The organism is Ruegeria sp. AL11 (assembly GCF_056540865.1).
In genome coordinates, this window is the sequence record NZ_JBQFXO010000002.1 from 297,104 (window position 1) to 315,078 (window position 17,975).

Genomic DNA, 17,975 nt, shown 5'->3' on the forward strand with positions numbered 1-17,975 from the left:
ATGGCCGGTCCCTTTGAATCGTTCGTAATCCTGGGTGCGATGCGCACCGGATCAAACCTGTTAGAGGCCAACTTGAACCGGATCGACGGCCTCACTTGCCATGGTGAGGCCTTCAACCCGCATTTCATCGGGCGGGTGAAATCAGATCAGATTCTGGGTCTAACACTGGACGAAAGGGACCAAGATCCCGGGAAACTCCTGACAGCGATCCGCGCAGCCCCGGACGGGTTGCACGGGTTTCGGTATTTTCAGGAACACGACCCGCGCATCCTGCCTGAGGTCCTAAACGACCCGCTCTGCGCCAAAATCATCCTCAGCCGCAATCCGCTGGACAGCTATCTTTCGCTGAAGATCGTTCGGAAAACCAAGCAATGGCAGTTGAAGAATATCAAGCGCCGGTTGGAAGAAACGGTCGAATTCGACGCGGCTGAGTTCTCGGACTACGTCGACACCCTCGCCTCTTATCAGACGTCTCTGCTTAACCACCTGCAAAGATCGGGCCAGACCCCCTTTTACATCAACTATGATGACCTGGACGATCTTGAGGTTTTGAACGGTCTCGCCAAGTGGCTCGGAGCGGTCGGGCGGTTGGATGCGCTGGACGATACGCTCAAGCCACAGAACCCGTCAGCCGCTGTGACCAAGGTGACCAACCCGGACGAGATGGCGCGTTCAGTGTCAGGAATGGACCGTTTCGCCTTGCACCGCACGCCAGATCTGGAACCACGACGCGCGCCAACGCTGCAAAAATGTATCGCGGCACCGACAACACCACTGCTGTTTCTACCGATTCCCGGCGGGTTAGAGCCTGCTATTGCCCAATGGTTGGCGCGGATGGATGGATGCGACGAGGATGCTTTGCACGACACCCCGGACGCAGTCGAAAGCTGGATGCGAACCCATCCCGGGCACCGCAAATTCACTATCCTGCAACATCCGATCGCTCGCGCGCATAATGCCTTTTGCGACTATGTTCTGGCCAAGGACCATGAGGACTATGCCGATATCCGCCACATGCTGCGCAATCGGTTCAAACTGCCGATCCCCGGACAGTTGCGTAAAAAGAACTACTCGAAGGATCAGCACCATGCGGCATTTACGGCTTTCCTGACGTTCCTACACCACAATCTGAACGGCCAAACCCCGATCCGGGTCGATGCGATGTGGTGCAGCCAGTCAAAGGTGATTGAGGCCATGACGCCTATCGCCCTGCCCGACCTGATCCTGCGAGAAGATGACCTGCAGACCGCTCTACCCGATCTCGCCGCAAGCTTGGGGAACGCAAACCCACCCACGCCTGAAATCCGCGCTGCGGATACGCCCTACGGATTGGAAGAGATTTACGACGCACAACTCGAGGCGCTGGCAGCAAAGGCCTACCAGCGCGACTATGCGAAATTCGGGTTTGGGCCCTGGCGCTAGGGACGCAGAGTGATCAGCGTACCTTTGTTGACCATCGCATAGATCTCTTCGATCTCGTTATTCTTGACGGCGATGCATCCGGCGGTCCAGTCCGGGGTCTTCTTGGCGCGCTTAAGCTCCGACCGCAGACTGGGCTGACCGTGGATAAAGATATCACCACCCGGATCAACGCCCGCCGCCTTGGCCTGAGCTACATCCTGTGAGTTGGGATAGGAAATACCCAAAGACAGATGATAGCGGCTTCTCGGGTTGCGCCGATCGATCAGGTAGCTCCCCTCTGGGGTCCGACCATCACCACGCTTGGTTTTGGTGCCATTGGGCGCAAAGCCCAGATCAACATCATATTCCCGCAAGACATGCTCATGATGCAAAAGGTACATCTTGCGCGCGCTCTTGTTGACGACCAGCGAGGTCACCTCGGGTCCATCATATGTCAGAAATCTGGGTCCGGCTGAGGCACAAGCCGAAAGGCTCAGCGTTGCCATTGCACCCAATCCAAATGCTCGACGATCCATGATTCACTGCCTGCTGCTTTTTTTTGGGTATTATGCCAAAAACTGAAAAAACTGAAATCACTTTTTGATGTTTGATTGCTCAATTAGTCGGCGTTCTATGGCTTCCAGCCGCTCTAGCACCTCATCTCGGTAGGCATCGGTCTTCACTTCGTCCTCGGCGTGGTGCGCATCCTGCATCGAATTCACGATCAGACCGACCAGCAAGTTCACAACCGCGAAGGTGGTGACCATAATAAAGGGCACAAAGAACAGCCAGGCGTAGGGGTAGACCTCCATCACAGGACGCACGATGCCCATGGACCAGCTTTCCAGCGTCATGATCTGGAACAGCGTATAGGCTGAAAGGCCCAGATCCCCAAACCAAGCCGGGAAGGAATAAGAGAACAGCTTGGTCGAGATCACCGCGCCGATATAGAACAGGATCGCCATCAGCAGGAACACACTGGCCATGCCCGGAAGGGCCGAGATAAAGCCTTCGACCACCCGGCGCAGGCGCGGCGCGACCGAGATCACGCGCAAAACCCGCAGGATTCGTAGGGCCCGCAGCACCGAGAGACCGCCCGCGCTTGGGACCAGAGCGATGCCGACGATCGTGAAATCGAACAGATTCCAGCCGTTCTTGAAGAAGTTGCGGCCCGAGACGATCAGCTTCATCGCGATCTCAACCACGAAAACCGCAAGGCATAGTTTATCGAGAATGACGATCAGTGGTCCCGCTGCATCCATCAGCGTGGGTGAGGTCTCCATCCCCAGCAAGATCGCGTTGAAGATGATCACTGCCGTGATGAACTGCCCAAAAAGGGGGGCTTCGATGATGTTCTGCAAGCGCTGTTTGAACGCCATGGGTTGCTGTCTCCTTAACGTGCGGGGTTCAGCACAAACCGCGCGGCCAGTTCCGTATGGGACGACCACCGAAATTGGTCAACGACCTGCACCCATTCAAGGGTGTAGCCTGCATCAACCAGCGTTTTTGCGTCCCGCGCAAAAGTCACGGGGTTGCACGAGACATAAGCGATCACCGGCGGCTGCGCCTGCGCCAGTTCCGCCACCTGCGCTTCGGCCCCTGCTCGCGGGGGGTCAAGGATCACGGCATCAAAGCCCTTGAACTCATCCGGCATCAGCGGGCGCCGGAACAGATCACGGGCCTCACAGGTGACGCGTTTCAGCCCCGTGGCCTTGCGCCATCCCTGATCCAGCGCCTGCGTCATCGCGGCTTCGCCTTCCATTGCGTGAACCTCAGCTTCTTGCGCGAGCGGAAGAGAGAAGGTTCCACTCCCGGCAAACAAATCCACAACCCGCTTTGCACCTTGCGTGGCTTCCAGAACAGCCAGTGTTAGAGCCTGTTCTCCGTCCTTTGTGGCCTGCAGAAAGGCCCCCGGTGGCGGGATGACCTCGGCGATTCCAAAGCGCTGGACTGGCGGTTGCCGCATCGCGATCACCTCACCATCCCAGCTGAGGCGCGCCAGCCCGTGTTTCTCGGTCGCTTGTGCCAAGGCAAGCTCCAGCGGGCCGTCCAAGGGCTTGCCGCCTGACACCGCGATATCCAGACCGCCCTCGGACAGGGTCAGCGCAACCGCCAGTACACCTTTGCGGCTGCCACCCAGCAGCGCCAGCGCCTCGGCGACCGGGATCGCGGCGATCAGGGCCGGGTCCAGGAGATGGCAATCTGGGATTTCGGTGATCGTATCGGACGCGCGACCGTGAAATCCGGCCAGCGTGCCTTTCTTCGTCCGCCGCACGGCAATCGTTGCCCGCCGACGAGACCGCTCGGGCGAAGTGTGGATCGGCCGCATCGGGGCCTCAAGGCCCTGTGCAGACAGTGCTGTGCGCACGATTTCCACCTTCCAATCCGCCACAAACGCGTCCGAGGCGTGCTGCAACTGGCAGCCTCCGCAGGCTTTGTAGTGGCGGCACGGGGCTTTAACCCGTTGATCTGAAGGGGTTTCCACCCGCATGTCTTCCAGTAGCTGGCCGACCAAAGTTCCGCTGACCACTTCGCCCGGCAAAGTCCGGGGAATATAGACAGGGCCGTCTGCGATACCGTCGCCTTGATGACCAAGGCGGTTGATGGTGAATTGCTGCGTCATGGGGGCCTGATAGCCGGGCTTCGCCTGCAACAAAACCCTTATTCTGCAGCCTCGGCCTGAATGAAACCACCCGACTGGCGATGCCAGAACCGCGCATACAGCCCGCCCTGGTCCAAAAGCGCCTCATGCGTGCCGGCTTCAACGATCCGCCCCTGATCCAGCACGACGATCCGGTCCATCTCGCTGAGGGTCGACAGGCGATGCGCGATGGCAAGCACGGTTTTACCCTCCATCACCCGATGCAGCGCAGTCTGGATCGAGGCCTCGACCTCGGAATCTAGCGCCGAGGTCGCCTCGTCCAGCACAAGGATAGGCGCGTCCTTAAGAATGGCGCGGGCCAGGGCGATCCGCTGCCGTTGTCCACCGCTGAGTTTCACGCCTCGCTCACCCAAGTGCGCGTCGTAGCCTTTCCGGCCCTGCGCGTCTTCGAGGCTCAGGATGAACTCATGCGCTTCAGCTTTCTCGGCGGCCTCGATCATCTCGGCCTCGGACGCATCGGGGCGGCCATACAGAATATTCTCACGCGCTGAACGGTTGAACATGGCGGTTTCCTGCGTGACCATCCCGATCTGACGGCGCAGGCTGTCTTGGGTTACTTGCGACACATCCTGCCCGTCAATCGAAATCGCGCCTTTTTCCCCGTCATAGAGCCGCAACAACAGCGAAACGAGGGTGGATTTGCCCGCACCTGACGCCCCAACGATGCCCAGCTTTTCGCCCGGTGCGATCGTCAGGTTCAGATCAGAAACCCCGCCAATATCCCGACCATAGGCAAAGCTGACCGCCTCAAAAGCGATGCTGCCCAGAGACACAACCAAGTCCTTGGCTGCTGCGGCATCCTCAACCCGATCCCGCTTGGCCAGCGTTTTCATGCCGTTTTCGATCTCGCCAACATTGGCGTAGAGACCCATCAGCGTAAAGCTGACCCAGCCCGTCATTTGGGAAATACGGATCGCAACTGCTCCCGCCGCCACAATATCTCCGGCCGTAGCCATCCCTAGTTGCCAAAGCCAAAGCGTTGCACCCAGTAGCATCACTGGCAGGACCCCTGCCAGAACCATGAGGATGAACCGGAACGCGGCAGAGAGTTTGCCGAAATCCAGAGACCTTTCGCGCAGGTCAACCATCGCGTTTCGCGCTGTCTGGTCTTCAAATGCGGAGTGGGCAAACAGCTTGACGGTTTTGATATTGGTGATCGTATCCACCACCTGCCCCGACACCATGGCCCGTGCGCCAGCCCGAGCGGCCGAGCGTTTGCGAATGCGGGGAAGATACCAGCGGACCAGCATGAAATAGACCACCAGCCAACCGGCAAACGGCAGCATCACCAGCGGATGAATAGACCCTAACAAAAGCAAAGATCCTACAAGAGACGCCAGAGCAAACACAATCGCACTGATCGTTTCCGACACGACCGAGGCCATCGCGTTCGAGGTTTGCATCTGTTTCTGGGCAATCCGACCGGCAAAATCGTCGTCGAAATAGGTGACCGACTGGCCCAAGGTCCAACGGTTCAGCTTGGCCAGAACCAAGGGAGGGATGTTCGGCATGACGATATAGTTGTTCGACACCGAGGACAGGCCAAACAGGATCGGGCGGATCACCATGAAGAACACCGCCGCGCCGACAATCATCCAGATATTCTCAGCGGTCAGAAAATGCTCGGGCCCGCCCGAGGTGGCGACATCGATGACCCGGCCCAGAATCCAGGCGGTGGCGGCCTCCATCGCGCCAGCGATCGCCGAGAACGCCGCCGCGACAAACAGCATGGGCCAAGCGCCTGACAGACTCCAGCGAATGAACGCCCCCAGCGTTTGTGGTGGGGGCGTCTCGATGTTCTTGAACGGGTTGATGAGGTCGGCAGCCCTCATTCAGCGGCCTCCGGATTCATGAAGCCGCCAGATTGCCGCGCCCAGAACTGCGCGTAAAGGCCACCCTGCGCCAAAAGATCGGCATGCGCGCCCTCTTCCACGATCCGGCCCGTATCCATCACCAGAATACGGTCCATCTGAGCGATAGTGCTGAGCCTGTGGGCAATGGCAATAACGGTTTTTCCTTGCATCATACCGTAAAGGGTTTCCTGAATGGACGCTTCGACCTCGGAATCTAGGGCGGATGTCGCCTCATCCAACAGCAAAATCGGCGCGTCCTTCAGAATGACCCGCGCCAGCGTGACCCGCTGCCGCTGACCTCCTGATAGCTTCACGCCACGCTCACCCACATGCGCGTCATACCCGGTTCTGCCCTGAGGGTCCTGCAGGTCGAGAATGAACTCATGCGCTTCGGCCTGTTTGGCGGCGGCGATCATCTGATCCTCGGTCGCGTCCGGACGGCCATAGAGGATATTGTCGCGCACCGACCGGTGCAGCAAAGCGCTGTCCTGCTGGACCATGCCGATACGGCTGCGCAAACTGTCCTGCGTGACCTGCGCAATGTTCTGATCGTCGATCAGAATTGCCCCTCGCTCAACTTCATAGAATCGCAAAAGAAGCTTTACTAGGGTCGATTTTCCGGCCCCGGAGCGCCCGATCAGGCCAATCTTCTCACCCGGTTGAATGGTCAGGTTGATGTGGTTCAAACCTCCGGCCTCACGCCCATAGTGGTGGGACAGATCGTTGATTTCGATCTTGCCTTTGCTCAGTTGCAATGGCTTCGCCGTAGGTGCATCCAGCAGGTCGATTGGCTGAGCAATGGTCTCCATCCCCTCAGCGACAATGCCAAGTTGGCGGAAGAAACTGGTCAGCGCCCACATGATCCACCCGGTCATCGCGTTTAGGCGCAGGGTCAAGGCAGTCGCCGCAGCAACAACACCAACCGAGGCCGTGCCCTGCATCCACAGGGAAATCGCCCATCCCACGACGCCCACGATCAGCAGGCCGTTCAGTGTAACCAGAACCGCGTCCATGATGGTAAAGATTCGCATTTCGATCTGGAAGGTGCGGCGCGTCTCTTCGATGGCTTCGCGGGCATAGTCCATCTCTTGCCGGCCATGGGCGAACATCTTGACCGAGTGGATATTGGTGTAGCTGTCCACCACACGCCCCGTCACGGTCGAGCGCGCATCGGACGCCGCCTTGGACGCCGGGCCAACGCGCTGAATCGTCCAGCGCACCAACAGCGCGTATAGAGCAAACCAGATCAGCAGCGGGATCAACAATCGCGGGTCCGCCGCATAGAGCAGAATCGCCGCGCCAATCAGATACGCGAGCGAGAACGAAATCGCGTCAAAGACCTGGAACACCACCTCGCCCGCAGCAGGAGGGGTCTGCATGATCCGGTTGGCAATCCGCCCAGCAAAGTCATTCTCGAACCAGCCAACCGACTGACGTAGAACATGTTTATGCGCCCGCCAGCGGATCAGTGTGCCAAAGTTCGGCAGGATCGTGTTGTTGAGCAGCAGTACGTCGATCAAATGCAGCAACGGACGCAGCAGCAGGACAAACGCAGCCATAAGCAACAGCTCAGTCCCGTGGTTCTGCCAGACTTCGGCCGGAGTTCCACCCAGCAGATCGACCACGCGACCCATATAGGCGATCAACCCGATCTCGACCCCGGCCACGATGATCGAGATTAGCGCCGCCCAGGCAAACACCCGATAGAACGGGCGCGAATAGTCCAGCATGAACGGCCACAGCTTGGTTGGTGGCGCGTCGGCTTCTTTATAGGGGCCAAAAGGGTCAACGAGGTTTTCGAAATAGCGAAACATAGGGGAGTGCTCCGAGTGAGCAGAAAATTAGACATGCGAAGAAGAATGGCGCCTGAACACCACCCTATACGGGGTAAGCGTCCCGGCTTTAGCCGAACCAGATCCCGTAATACATTCGCAGTCCTCCATCCATGTGACAGGCGCACGTAAGCACAAACATTCTGATTTGTCATCCCCTTTTGAGACTTCGTGCTACCCGGCCAGCAAATCCTCGCGCGTCAGGGTAAAGCCAGATGCGATCCAGCTTGCTTCCAGATCGGCCAGTTTCTTGCCCAGCGCAGGGCCAGAAAAGTTGGGGATGAGGTCCGTCGCCTTGATCGGGAACTGCGCGGTGGCCCCGGAATGCAGCGCTGTGCGCAGATCCTCTGACCAGGGGCGCTCCAGAAACGCGCATCGCAGTAGTGTTTCGTGCAAGCCGCCTTCGTCGCCGTAACGGTAGCCCAGTTCGGCCACACTGGTCGAGGCCTGCGCCTCATCCCTCATCCGGGTCAGGCGTTGCAGCTGGTTGCGGCTCAGGCGCAGCGTCTCCGCGTCCTCAGGCGCGGCGATGGCCGCCAGTCTGCGCACCGCGTCCGGTCCGGCACCTGCGGCCTGCTCAATGGCGACCAAAGGCGCCAAGGCGCGATCATCCGCGCCCGGCAGAAGCTGCGCCAGTACTCCCGTGCTGCGCATTGCGGCAACGGAAGGGGCCGGATCGGGCGCACCCAACAGTTTCAGCAACTCGGCCCCGACACGTTCCCGCGACAAGGTGGACAAACCGTCCAGGTTCGCTGCAATCGCGGCCAGAGCATCCGGGTCGAACCCGGCCTCGACATCTCCGTACCAGGCATGAAACCGGAAATAGCGCAGGGATCGCAGGTAGTCTTCGCGGATGCGGTTTTCTGCAGTTCCGATGAACCGAACGCGGCGCGCCTGAAGGTCCGGCAGGCCCAAAAGCGGGTCTAACACGGCACCATCTGGCTTTGCGTAGATCGCGTTCATTGTAAAATCGCGCCGGGCTGCATCCTCTTCCACCTTGTCCGAGAAGGCCACGACCGCGCGGCGGCCATCGGTCTCCACATCGCGGCGAAAGGTGGTGATCTCATGCGGGATGTGATTGCAGACCACAGTTATCGTTCCGTGATCAATCCCAGTAGGAATCGCCTTGAGCCCCGCGCTCTGCGCCAGCTCCAGCACCCTTTTGGGATGCGCATCCGTTGCGATATCAATGTCCGACACCGGCGCGCCCAAAAGCGCGTTGCGCACACATCCCCCCACAAACAGCGCTTGCGCACCGCCATCCGTGAGGGCCGCGCATACCTTTTGTGTCGCAGGGTCCGAAACCCAAGCCGCGCTGATTTGCTTCATTCACTCACCCGTGCTGCAAGCCCGCGCAATATGCGGGCGGTCGCGCCCCATATGTAATAAGGGCCATAGGGCACGGCAAAATACTTCCGTCTTGTCCCCTGCCAACGGCGCGACTCGATCACATAATTCGCAGGGTTCAGCACATGTGCAAGAGGGACCGAGAAGATTTCGTCGACTTCGCCGGGTTCGGGCACCGGGTCGAAGCCCTGCCGGATGATCGCCACCACCGGGGTGACCGAGAAGGAAGTGACGGTTTCATGCGTGGGCAAAAAGCCCAGAACCTCGGGAAGATTGATGGACAGACCGACCTCTTCCCGCGCCTCGCGAAGGGCAGCGGCGGTGACATCCGCGTCACCTTCATCCTGTTTGCCGCCGGGAAAGGCGATCTGGCCGGGGTGGTGCTTCAACGCCGAGGAGCGTTTGGTCAGGATCAGCCGTGGCATCCCGTCCGCGACCGTGATCGGCACCAGCACCCCCGCCGGTCGCAATTTGCGCCCCGGCGGCAGCACGGTGTCTGGGTTCAGGTCAAAATCACTGGACCCATGGCCCGGACGACCCAAGGCCGTCCGAAGTTGTGTCTCTAACTCAGACACTTTTGCTGTCTTCCGCGTCAAACCCCACGGTGGCAGGATCCAGCACGTAGTGTGCACCGCAGAACTGACAATCGGCCGTGACCTGGCCCTCAGACGTGGTCATCTTTTCGATGTCCTTGGCCGAATAGATCGACAGGCTTTGGCGCACACGCTCTTCCGAGCAGGTACAACCGAACTGTACCTGCTGCGCGTCATAGACCCGTGGGTTTTCCTCGTGGAACAGACGCACCAGCAGATCGGTTGGAGCAATCGAGGGGCCGATCAGTTCAAGATCCTCGACCGTGTCCAGCAGGATATTGACGCGGCCCCAGTTCTCGCCTTCTTCGCCATCGACCAGATCAGTGGCGGTCAGGATCTCTCCGGTGCCTTCGCTGGACGCCGCAAAAGGCGACGCTTTGGGCATGTGCTGCAACATGATGCCGCCTGCGCGCCAATGCTCACCCACACCCGGCTCGGTCGATTTGCCGAAGCTCAGCGAGAACCGGGTCGGCAACTGCTCGGACTGCGCAAAGTAGGCTTCGGCGCAGGCGCTGATCGAGCCTCCGGCCAGCGGAGTGATGCCCTGATAGGGCTGCGTGCCTTCGCCCTGGTCGATCATGATCGCGAAATAGCCCTCGCCCACCTGATCGAAGGGCACGCCATCAGTCAAACGATCGCGGTCGAAACTAGCGTAAGCGCGAATGCGGGCCGGCTCACCCTCTTTCTGTGGCGCGTAGTAGTCGGTGGCAATCATGCGCACCGGACCCTTGGACTGCACCTGCAGCGACAGCTTCCAGCGAAGCGAGACAGTCTGGCCGATCAACGCGGTCAGCAGGGCCATCTCGGCCACCAAGGCCTCAACTTTTTCCGGATAGTCATGCTGTTTCAGGATGCCGTCCAACACGCCATCCAGACGGGCCACACGCCCGCGCATGTCCGATACATCGAGTTGAAAGGGCAGGACGGTATCGTCCCACGCGATTTTTGTTCCAAGAGACATGGGGTTTCCTTACACGCCAAGGGTTGGCATACCGGCACCATATAGGTCGCAGAGATTGGGTTGTAAGGGGCCATACATGATCAGACGGTTCGGCGAAAGCCCTGAACCCGGGCGCAAGTACACTCGGCGGGTCGGAGTCTACGCGTTGCTTTCCCGCGCCGGGCACCTTCTTTTGACCTGCCAGACCGAACCGGGGCCGGATCTGCAATTACCCGGCGGTGGTATTGATCCGGGCGAATCGCCGACAACCGCCCTACATCGAGAAGTGTTCGAGGAAACGGGCTGGCTGATCGCAGCACCCCGTCGGGTCGGCGCATTCCGTCGGTTCACCTATATGCCGGAATATGACCTCTGGGCCGAGAAGATCTGCCTGATCTATCAAGCGCGTCCCGTGCGCCGTTTGGGTCCTCCAACCGAGCCGTTCCACGAAGCGCTCTGGATGCACGCTGCGGACGCGGTTGAAACACTGGGCAACGATGGCGATCGCCATTTCGCGACGCTGCATCTTCGCGGGCTTTAGATCGTTACGGGTTAAACCTGTGAACCCAATTTCCTGCGGCGCTTTCAGCCTTCTTAGGACAATCGTGTCAATTGATTCAGGAAAAACCCGAAACGCTTTAGGAGCCATTATATTCAAAGAACACGGCCGAGACATCGTCCCCCATACCGCTGTCAGGTGACATCACCTGCGTCAAGCGCCAGAACAGATCGTCCAGAAACTCAGGCCCGCCGCGACCCGCCGCACAGTCGAGCGCCATATCCCGCAAGCCATCCTCATCCAGCAATCCGCCTTCGGCCAAAGCACATTCTGTGAACCCGTCTGAATGCAACATCAAACGGTCCCCCGGCTCCATCTTCGCCTCAATCTGCTGAAACTTCACATCTGGGATCAAACCGATCGGCAGCCCACCTTCGCCCAGAAACTCGGTCCTGCCATCGCGTCGGAGCATCAACGGATGCGGATGCCCCGCCTGAACCATCCTGATATGCCCGTTGCGCAGATCGACAATGGCATAGACCATCGTAAAATACTCTTCGATCCCGGTATCCGCCAGCAACCGGGAATTCAGCATCCCTGCGACCTCTTCCGGGGGAAGTAGGGCGTAGAATTTATCAAATCGCTTCGCCATGGCGACGTTCTGATCGAAATGCTTGCTGGACAGATAGCCGCCCAATCGTGCTGTCAACATCGCCGAGGTGATGCCATGACCGGACACATCAATACTGTAAAACCCAAGGCGGTTCGGACCGGGTGAGAACATCCCTACCAGATCGCCTCCGATATGCCCGCAAGGCTTCAACAACAGGCTAACACGCGATTTACCGAACTCTTGCGTGAGGTCGGGCACCAACGATTCCTGTATCTTGCGGGCTTGGATCAGGTCCTTGTCGATGGCCTCATGCGCCAGTTTCAGCTCTTGCAGGGCGGATTCGATCAGGCGGTTCTTCTGTGACAACTCACGCTGCATATCCAAAATCCGCGCCCCGGCCGAGATTCGCGCGCGCAGCTCGTCCGCTTCAAGCGGTTTGATCAGGAAATCATCCGCGCCCGCGTCCAGACCCCGCGCCACCTCCTGCTTTTCACTTTTGGAGGTGAGCAGGATGAAATAGCTATAATGTTCAGCCTCAAGCGCGCGGAAGGCGCGGCAGAACTCAAGCCCGCTCATCCCCGGCATGACCCAATCGCTGAGAACAAGGTCTGGCGCCGCTTCGGTACAGATTTCTATCGCCGCTTCGCCATTGTCGGCCTCTAGAACTTCGAAACCCCATTTCTTGAGCGAGGCCACCAGAATGCGCCGTTGCAGGCGGCTGTCATCCACAACCAGCACCCTCCGGATTGCACCGAAGTCCAGATCAGATCTGGTTTCCTCAAGACTTGCCGCTGGCACTCTGCAACCCCACACGCTTCCTTTTCTCGGGATGGTGCGACCCTACGCGTCAGGGGCTTAACATCGGGTGAAAGTCGATAGAGGCCGACGCTTAACCCCGTATTTACTCAAGCCGCGCTACCAAGGGTCCATTCCATTCCGATGCAGGACACGACCCATGATCCACTGGCCCCGAGTTCGACAGCTCCGTGACGAGGTTGGCGCTGATGAGTTCGACGAGGTTGTCGAGATCTTTCTGGACGAGGTGCAAGAGGTCATCGCCCGTGTGCATTCAGACACCGCGCGGCAGGATCTTGAACAGAACCTGCATTTCCTGAAAGGCAGCGCCCTTAGCCTTGGGTTCGAGGTGTTCTCGAAGCTCTGTCAGGATGGCGAAAGGCTTGCCGCATCTGGCGAGGCGACAAAAGTCGATCTACCCGAAATCCTCGCAGCGTTTGATGCGTCGAAGTTGATGTTTCAGGCTGAACTGAACGGAAATCTGCACTAGATTACAAACTGCGCCAGCGTCTCGTCTTCAGTGATGTCGGTATACGTAAACCCGGCCTCGTCCAGATGCGCAAAGAGGCGGGCGAAGTTCTCGGGCTTACGGGTCTCGATTCCGATCAGGACCGAGCCGAAATTGCGCGCCGATTTCTTCATGTATTCGAACCGGGCGATATCGTCTTCGGGTCCGAGGATGTTCAAGAACTCTTTCAACGCGCCGGGGCGCTGCGGCAGGCGCAAGATGAAGTATTTCTTGACCCCGGAATAGCGCTGCGCGCGCTCCTTGACCTCGGGCAGACGCTCAAAATCGAAATTGCCGCCAGAGGTGACACAAACAACCGTTTTGCCACGGATAAAGCTTTGCACATCAGCAACCGCCTCAATCGCCAATGCGCCAGCGGGCTCCAGCACGATGCCTTCCACATTAAGCATCTCGATCATTGTGGTGCAGATGCGATCCTCGGACAGGACCAGCACATCCGATAAGTGACGGTCTTTCAACAGCTCAAACGGCTTGGCACCGATCTTGCCGACCGCCGCGCCATCGACGAAATTATCTACGTGATCCAAGGCAACCGGATGCCCTGCAGCCATTGCCGCGTGCAGACAGGCCCCACCTTTGGGTTCGACAAACAAACAGTGGGTCCTATCCCCGAACCAAGTTGCCACGCCCGACGACATACCGCCGCCGCCGACCGGCAAGATGACATGATCAGGCACGCGGCCCAGCTGTTCCTCGATCTCGACCGCAAGCGAAGCCTGACCTTCGATCACATCCTCATCATCGAACGGCGACAGGAAATGCCCGCCTTCTTTTGCGCACCACGCTTGTGCTGCGGCAAGCGTATCGTCGAAATAGTCTCCGCTGAGGTGAACCTCGATATTGTCGCCGCCGAAGATACGGGTCTTCTGGATCTTCTGTTGAGGCGTGGTGACCGGCATGAAGATCACCCCCTTCACATCCAGATGCTTGCACATGAAGGCCACGCCCTGCGCGTGGTTGCCGGCGCTGGCACAGACGAATAGATCCTGCCCCTGCTGCTTGCGCATGGCATTGAAGGCGCCTCGAATCTTGTAGGAACGAACCGGGCTGAGGTCCTCTCGCTTGAGCCAGATATCAGCACCGTAGCGGTCAGACAGATGGGCATTCCGCTGCAAAGGCGTTGCCGGAAACACAGAGCGCATCGCCTGTTCGGCAGCGCGGGCACGGGTCATGAAATCGCTCATGCCGGTTTCAGTGGCTTATCCTAAGCAAAAGGGCAAGGAATACATGTGTGTACGAATTACGACAGCGCGCGTTTTTCGATGAAGACGCCATAGAACGTTGTCAGGATGCTGACATTGATTAAGGGCACGATCAGCATACTGGCGAAAACCACCACCAATGCGCCAATTAATGGGACGATCAGAAGCGCTGCGAACAGAAGCTGAAGCCCCATCTGGAACAACACCAGCAACACAACCAGCGCCACTATAGTGCCGTTGGCTCCGTCAGTGGCACGCCAGGCGTCCGACAGATTCAACGGTTCGCCTATTGCGGCGGCGGGCATGATCGGAGACACGCGGTAAAAGGCGACGGAAAGGCCCACAACAACCAGAAGCCACGCCAATATGCCCATCGCGACCGAGGCTTGGGTCAAAAATCCGATGACAAGCATTGCCGGGATCAGGACGACCACACCCAGCAAGGCCAGCATCACCATCCGCCCCATGTAAGCGAGCATTCGATCCGATCTGAACTCGGGCAGAAAACCGGCCGGGTATTCTTCGAGCAGCACAAAACGATGCCAGGACACGACAATCCAAACCATGATCGCAAAAAGGGATGCCACCACGCAGAACAGGAAAGCGGTGACCGCACCCGGCGACGCTGCATCCGGCAGGCCGTTTGGTTCAGTCGAGATATCTTCGAAGGAAATACCAAACAGAAGACTGAATGCGATGATGGCCAAACCGCCGATCAATGCGGGGATCAACGTGATCTGAATCGCCTGTTTCAGATTCCGCAAAACCATCTTGATCGAATGCATGAAAATCTCGAACGCCAACATCTGGAAATGCCCCTGCTCAACTATCTCTTGTTCTTTGTCCAGCCGTTTCACCCCAATTCCCGGCCTGCGTCAATCCACACAGCTTGCCCCCGCCCACAAAACCCGTTAGGGGCCAATCGTCTTGCGAATAAGGGGAAGTCAGATGTCCGCGCCAAAGAAAGTTGTTCTGGCCTATTCCGGTGGCCTTGATACCTCGATCATTCTGAAATGGTTGCAGACCGAGTATGGATGTGAGGTCGTCACCTTCACCGCCGATCTGGGTCAGGGTGAGGAACTGGAACCCGCCCGCCAAAAGGCTGAGATGCTGGGGATCAAACCGGAAAACATCTATATCGAGGACATTCGCGAGGAGTTCGTCCGCGACTTCGTCTTCCCCATGTTCCGCGCCAACGCGCAATATGAAGGCCTGTACCTGTTGGGCACCTCGATCGCGCGGCCTCTGATCTCGAAACGTCTGGTCGAGATCGCTCAGGAAACCGGTGCTGATGCCGTAGCACATGGCGCAACCGGCAAGGGTAACGATCAGGTTCGCTTTGAATTGGCCGCCTACGCGCTGAACCCCGAAATCAAGGTCATCGCCCCGTGGCGTGAATGGGATTTGACCAGCCGTACTCGACTGATCGAATGGGCCGAAGCGCATCAGATTCCGATCGCCAAGGACAAACGTGGCGAGGCGCCCTTCTCGGTCGATGCTAACTTGCTGCACACCTCCTCCGAGGGCAAGGTTCTGGAAGACCCCGCCGATATGGCGCCCGACTATGTCTACCAGCGCACCGTCCACCCCGAGGACGCGCCCGATCAGCCCGAATTCATCGAGATCGGCTTTGAGAAAGGCGACGCAGTCAGCATCAATGGCGAGGCGATGAGCCCGGCCACCATCCTGACCAAGCTGAACGAGTATGGCGGCAAGCACGGCATCGGTCGTCTGGACTTGGTCGAAGGCCGTTTTGTTGGCATGAAGTCGCGCGGTATCTACGAAACTCCGGGCGGCACCATCCTGCTGGAAGCACACCGTGGTATCGAGTCGATCACCATGGACCGTGGCGCGATGCACCTGAAAGACCAGTTGATGCCGCAATATGCCGAACTGATCTACAATGGCTTCTGGTACTCGCCCGAACGCGAGATGCTGCAGGCCGCCATCGACAAGAGCCAAGAGCATGTCACCGGCACCGTGCGCGTGAAACTCTACAAAGGTCTGGCCTCGACCGTCGGCCGCTGGTCCGATCACTCGTTGTATTCCGAGGCGCATGTGACCTTCGAGGAAGACGCCGGTGCCTATGATCAAACCGATGCGGCTGGCTTTATCCAGCTGAACGCGCTGCGTTTGAAACTGCTGGCGGCGCGCGACAAGCGTCTGTCCAAGTAACCTGGCCAATAGCTTAGAAGAATTCAAAACCCCGGCAATCACACGGTTGCCGGGGTTTTCTTTTGCCCACCGGACCCAGCGTCATGCTTGCCGGATGTGGGGCCATGTCTTTACGCATACGTCAAGTTTGAAAGGACAGACCATGCTGCAAGAGATCGCCGACGGAATTCAAAAAGGGCTGAATGGCAAAAGCTTTGACGGCTCGCTCAAGTTCGATTGCGGCGATGCGGGCGTGATCGTGCTGGCCGACAATCAGGCCACAACACAGGATCAGGATACCGACTGCACCATCCGTATCTCGCAGGACAACCTGACCAAGCTGTTGACCGGCAAGCTGAACCCGATGACAGGCGTTGCTTTGGGAAAGCTCAAAATCTCGGGCAACATGGGTGTGGCGATGAAGCTGGGGCAGCTGCTGGGTTAATCGCCTTCCGAGAACACATCGAACGCCTTCAACGCCTTTGCGCTGTAGGTAAAAGACGGGCCTCCGCCCATATAGGTCGCCATCGAGAGCGCCTCGCACAACTCCTCGCGAGTGGCGCCAAGACGCACCAGCGATTTCACGTGAAACCCGATGCAGCTGTCGCAACGTGTGGCGATGGCAATGCCCAGCGCGATGAACTCTTTGGTTTTTTCGCTCAGGGCGCCATCGGTTTTGGCCGCCTTGCCCATCATCCCGAATCCGCGCACCGTTTCGGGAACCTCTTTCGAGAGGGTGCCGATATTGGCCTCGGTCTCGGCCATGAAGTCTTTCCAGTCCATACTGTGCCTCCTTATCCGCGTTCGTCCGCGCCCATGCGGCGTTCCAGCCAGCGTACCCCGGCGCTGATGATCAGAACCAGGATCAGGTATTCAAATATCAGCAAGGTGTAGATTTCCAGCGGGCGGTATTCCGTCACCACCAGCTCATTCGCGCGGCGGGTCAGTTCCTGCATGCCGATGACGCTGGCAAAAGCACTCATTTTGACGATGTAGATGAACTGGTTGGCCAAAGGCGGCAGGATGCGCCGGATCGCTTGTGGCAGGATCACGTAGCGCATCGTTTGCACATAGTTCAGCCCGATGGTCTGGGCCGCCTCGCGCTGGCCGCGTGCGATGGATTGGATGCCGGCGCGGTAGATTTCGGCCGTGAAGGCACTGTCAGAGATCGCCAGGGTGATGATCGCGCCCCAGAAGGGGTCAATCGGGATGTTCAGGCCCATCGACTGGAACACGATCGGCAATCCATAGAACACCCAGAACAGCATGGGCAGCAGTGGAATCGCGCGAATAAACTCGACATAGACCCTATTCAACAGCCGCCAACCGCGTTTCTCGGACAGTCCGGGCAAGGCGACCAACAGGCCGATCACAATCGACAGGGCCGCCGCGATCAGAGAGATCAGGATCGTCGCGCCCATGCCCGAGATCAGGAATTTCACATTGGTCCAGCCCGAGTCAGTCCGCGGGTCGATGACATACCAGCCCCATGTCTGGGATGAGGAACAGCCCGCCAGCAGCAGAAGCGGTATGAGGAGAAGTGCTTTTTTCATCA

Annotated in this window: 18 protein-coding genes; 5 read left to right on the plus strand and 13 right to left on the minus strand. The window is 58.6% G+C overall.

The features are described 5' to 3' along the window. Entirely contained in the window at window positions 1-1,422 is a 1,422-nt protein-coding gene (locus tag ACR0IP_RS05175; RefSeq protein ID WP_480524199.1) for a nodulation protein NodH, read from the plus strand. On the opposite strand, the gene ACR0IP_RS05180 is transcribed toward ACR0IP_RS05175, so the two are convergent. The 8 genes from ACR0IP_RS05180 to hslO form a co-directional block, all read right to left on the minus strand. Next, window positions 1,419-1,937, minus strand: coding sequence for a L,D-transpeptidase family protein (locus ACR0IP_RS05180; RefSeq protein ID WP_170380233.1), 519 nt, complete (start codon window positions 1,935-1,937; stop codon window positions 1,419-1,421). The genes ACR0IP_RS05175 and ACR0IP_RS05180 overlap by 4 nt on opposite strands. 57 nt (window positions 1,938-1,994) lie before the next feature. After that, window positions 1,995-2,780: an ion transporter gene (locus tag ACR0IP_RS05185; RefSeq protein WP_480524201.1), complete on the minus strand. Its 786-nt coding sequence runs from the start codon at window positions 2,778-2,780 to the stop codon at window positions 1,995-1,997. Window positions 2,781-2,794: 14 nt separating this feature from the next. Beyond that, window positions 2,795-4,024: a class I SAM-dependent RNA methyltransferase gene (locus ACR0IP_RS05190; RefSeq protein ID WP_480524203.1), complete on the minus strand. Its 1,230-nt coding sequence runs from the start codon at window positions 4,022-4,024 to the stop codon at window positions 2,795-2,797. A gap of 38 nt (window positions 4,025-4,062) precedes the next feature. Further along, window positions 4,063-5,895 (minus strand): ABC transporter ATP-binding protein, encoded by a 1,833-nt coding sequence (locus tag ACR0IP_RS05195; RefSeq protein WP_480524205.1) that lies wholly within the window; start codon window positions 5,893-5,895, stop codon window positions 4,063-4,065. Then, the gene (locus ACR0IP_RS05200) at window positions 5,892-7,730 is read right to left on the minus strand and encodes an ABC transporter ATP-binding protein (protein ID WP_480524207.1); all 1,839 of its coding nucleotides are present in this window, start codon (window positions 7,728-7,730) and stop codon (window positions 5,892-5,894) included. The genes ACR0IP_RS05195 and ACR0IP_RS05200 overlap by 4 nt, the downstream gene beginning before the upstream one ends. Window positions 7,731-7,922: 192 nt before the next feature. Then, window positions 7,923-9,077 carry a CCA tRNA nucleotidyltransferase gene (locus ACR0IP_RS05205; RefSeq protein WP_480524209.1) on the minus strand — a complete coding sequence of 385 codons (1,155 nt, stop codon included), beginning with the start codon at window positions 9,075-9,077 and terminating at the stop codon, window positions 7,923-7,925. Further along, entirely contained in the window at window positions 9,074-9,670 is a 597-nt protein-coding gene (locus ACR0IP_RS05210) for a CoA pyrophosphatase (protein WP_480524211.1), read from the minus strand. The genes ACR0IP_RS05205 and ACR0IP_RS05210 overlap by 4 nt, the downstream gene beginning before the upstream one ends. Then, window positions 9,663-10,649 carry an Hsp33 family molecular chaperone HslO gene (hslO, locus tag ACR0IP_RS05215; RefSeq protein ID WP_480524213.1) on the minus strand — a complete coding sequence of 329 codons (987 nt, stop codon included), beginning with the start codon at window positions 10,647-10,649 and terminating at the stop codon, window positions 9,663-9,665. The genes ACR0IP_RS05210 and hslO overlap by 8 nt, the downstream gene beginning before the upstream one ends. A 76-nt stretch (window positions 10,650-10,725) precedes the next feature. On the opposite strand from hslO, the gene ACR0IP_RS05220 reads away from it, so the two are divergent. Next, window positions 10,726-11,169, plus strand: coding sequence for an NUDIX hydrolase (locus ACR0IP_RS05220; protein ID WP_170380225.1), 444 nt, complete (start codon window positions 10,726-10,728; stop codon window positions 11,167-11,169). A gap of 97 nt (window positions 11,170-11,266) precedes the next feature. Here the strand turns inward: ACR0IP_RS05220 and ACR0IP_RS05225 are convergent, their stop codons facing one another. Continuing rightward, window positions 11,267-12,538, minus strand: a complete 1,272-nt coding sequence (locus tag ACR0IP_RS05225) for a PP2C family protein-serine/threonine phosphatase (protein ID WP_480524215.1) — start codon at window positions 12,536-12,538, stop codon at window positions 11,267-11,269. Window positions 12,539-12,695: 157 nt separating this feature from the next. On the opposite strand from ACR0IP_RS05225, the gene ACR0IP_RS05230 reads away from it, so the two are divergent. Beyond that, window positions 12,696-13,025, plus strand: a complete 330-nt coding sequence (locus ACR0IP_RS05230; RefSeq protein WP_170380223.1) for an Hpt domain-containing protein — start codon at window positions 12,696-12,698, stop codon at window positions 13,023-13,025. Here the strand turns inward: ACR0IP_RS05230 and ilvA are convergent. Beyond that, window positions 13,022-14,248, minus strand: a complete 1,227-nt coding sequence (gene ilvA / locus ACR0IP_RS05235) for a threonine ammonia-lyase IlvA (RefSeq protein WP_170380222.1) — start codon at window positions 14,246-14,248, stop codon at window positions 13,022-13,024. The two genes, ACR0IP_RS05230 and ilvA, sit on opposite strands and share 4 nt — an antisense overlap. Window positions 14,249-14,304: 56 nt before the next feature. Continuing rightward, entirely contained in the window at window positions 14,305-15,123 is an 819-nt protein-coding gene (locus ACR0IP_RS05240; RefSeq protein ID WP_480524217.1) for a hypothetical protein, read from the minus strand. 91 nt (window positions 15,124-15,214) lie between these two features. Between ACR0IP_RS05240 and ACR0IP_RS05245 the strand changes: the two genes are divergently transcribed. Further along, window positions 15,215-16,441: an argininosuccinate synthase gene (locus tag ACR0IP_RS05245; RefSeq protein ID WP_170380221.1), complete on the plus strand. Its 1,227-nt coding sequence runs from the start codon at window positions 15,215-15,217 to the stop codon at window positions 16,439-16,441. Window positions 16,442-16,583: 142 nt separating this feature from the next. Continuing rightward, window positions 16,584-16,865: an SCP2 sterol-binding domain-containing protein gene (locus ACR0IP_RS05250; protein ID WP_170380220.1), complete on the plus strand. Its 282-nt coding sequence runs from the start codon at window positions 16,584-16,586 to the stop codon at window positions 16,863-16,865. Here ACR0IP_RS05250 and ACR0IP_RS05255 read toward each other — a convergent pair. Beyond that, on the minus strand, window positions 16,862-17,203 hold the full coding sequence (locus ACR0IP_RS05255) for a carboxymuconolactone decarboxylase family protein (protein WP_170702441.1): 342 nt from the start codon (window positions 17,201-17,203) through the stop codon (window positions 16,862-16,864). The genes ACR0IP_RS05250 and ACR0IP_RS05255 overlap by 4 nt on opposite strands. Window positions 17,204-17,214: 11 nt before the next feature. Next, on the minus strand, window positions 17,215-17,973 hold the full coding sequence (locus tag ACR0IP_RS05260) for an amino acid ABC transporter permease (RefSeq protein WP_170380218.1): 759 nt from the start codon (window positions 17,971-17,973) through the stop codon (window positions 17,215-17,217). Between the last annotated feature and the right edge of the window lie 2 nt (window positions 17,974-17,975).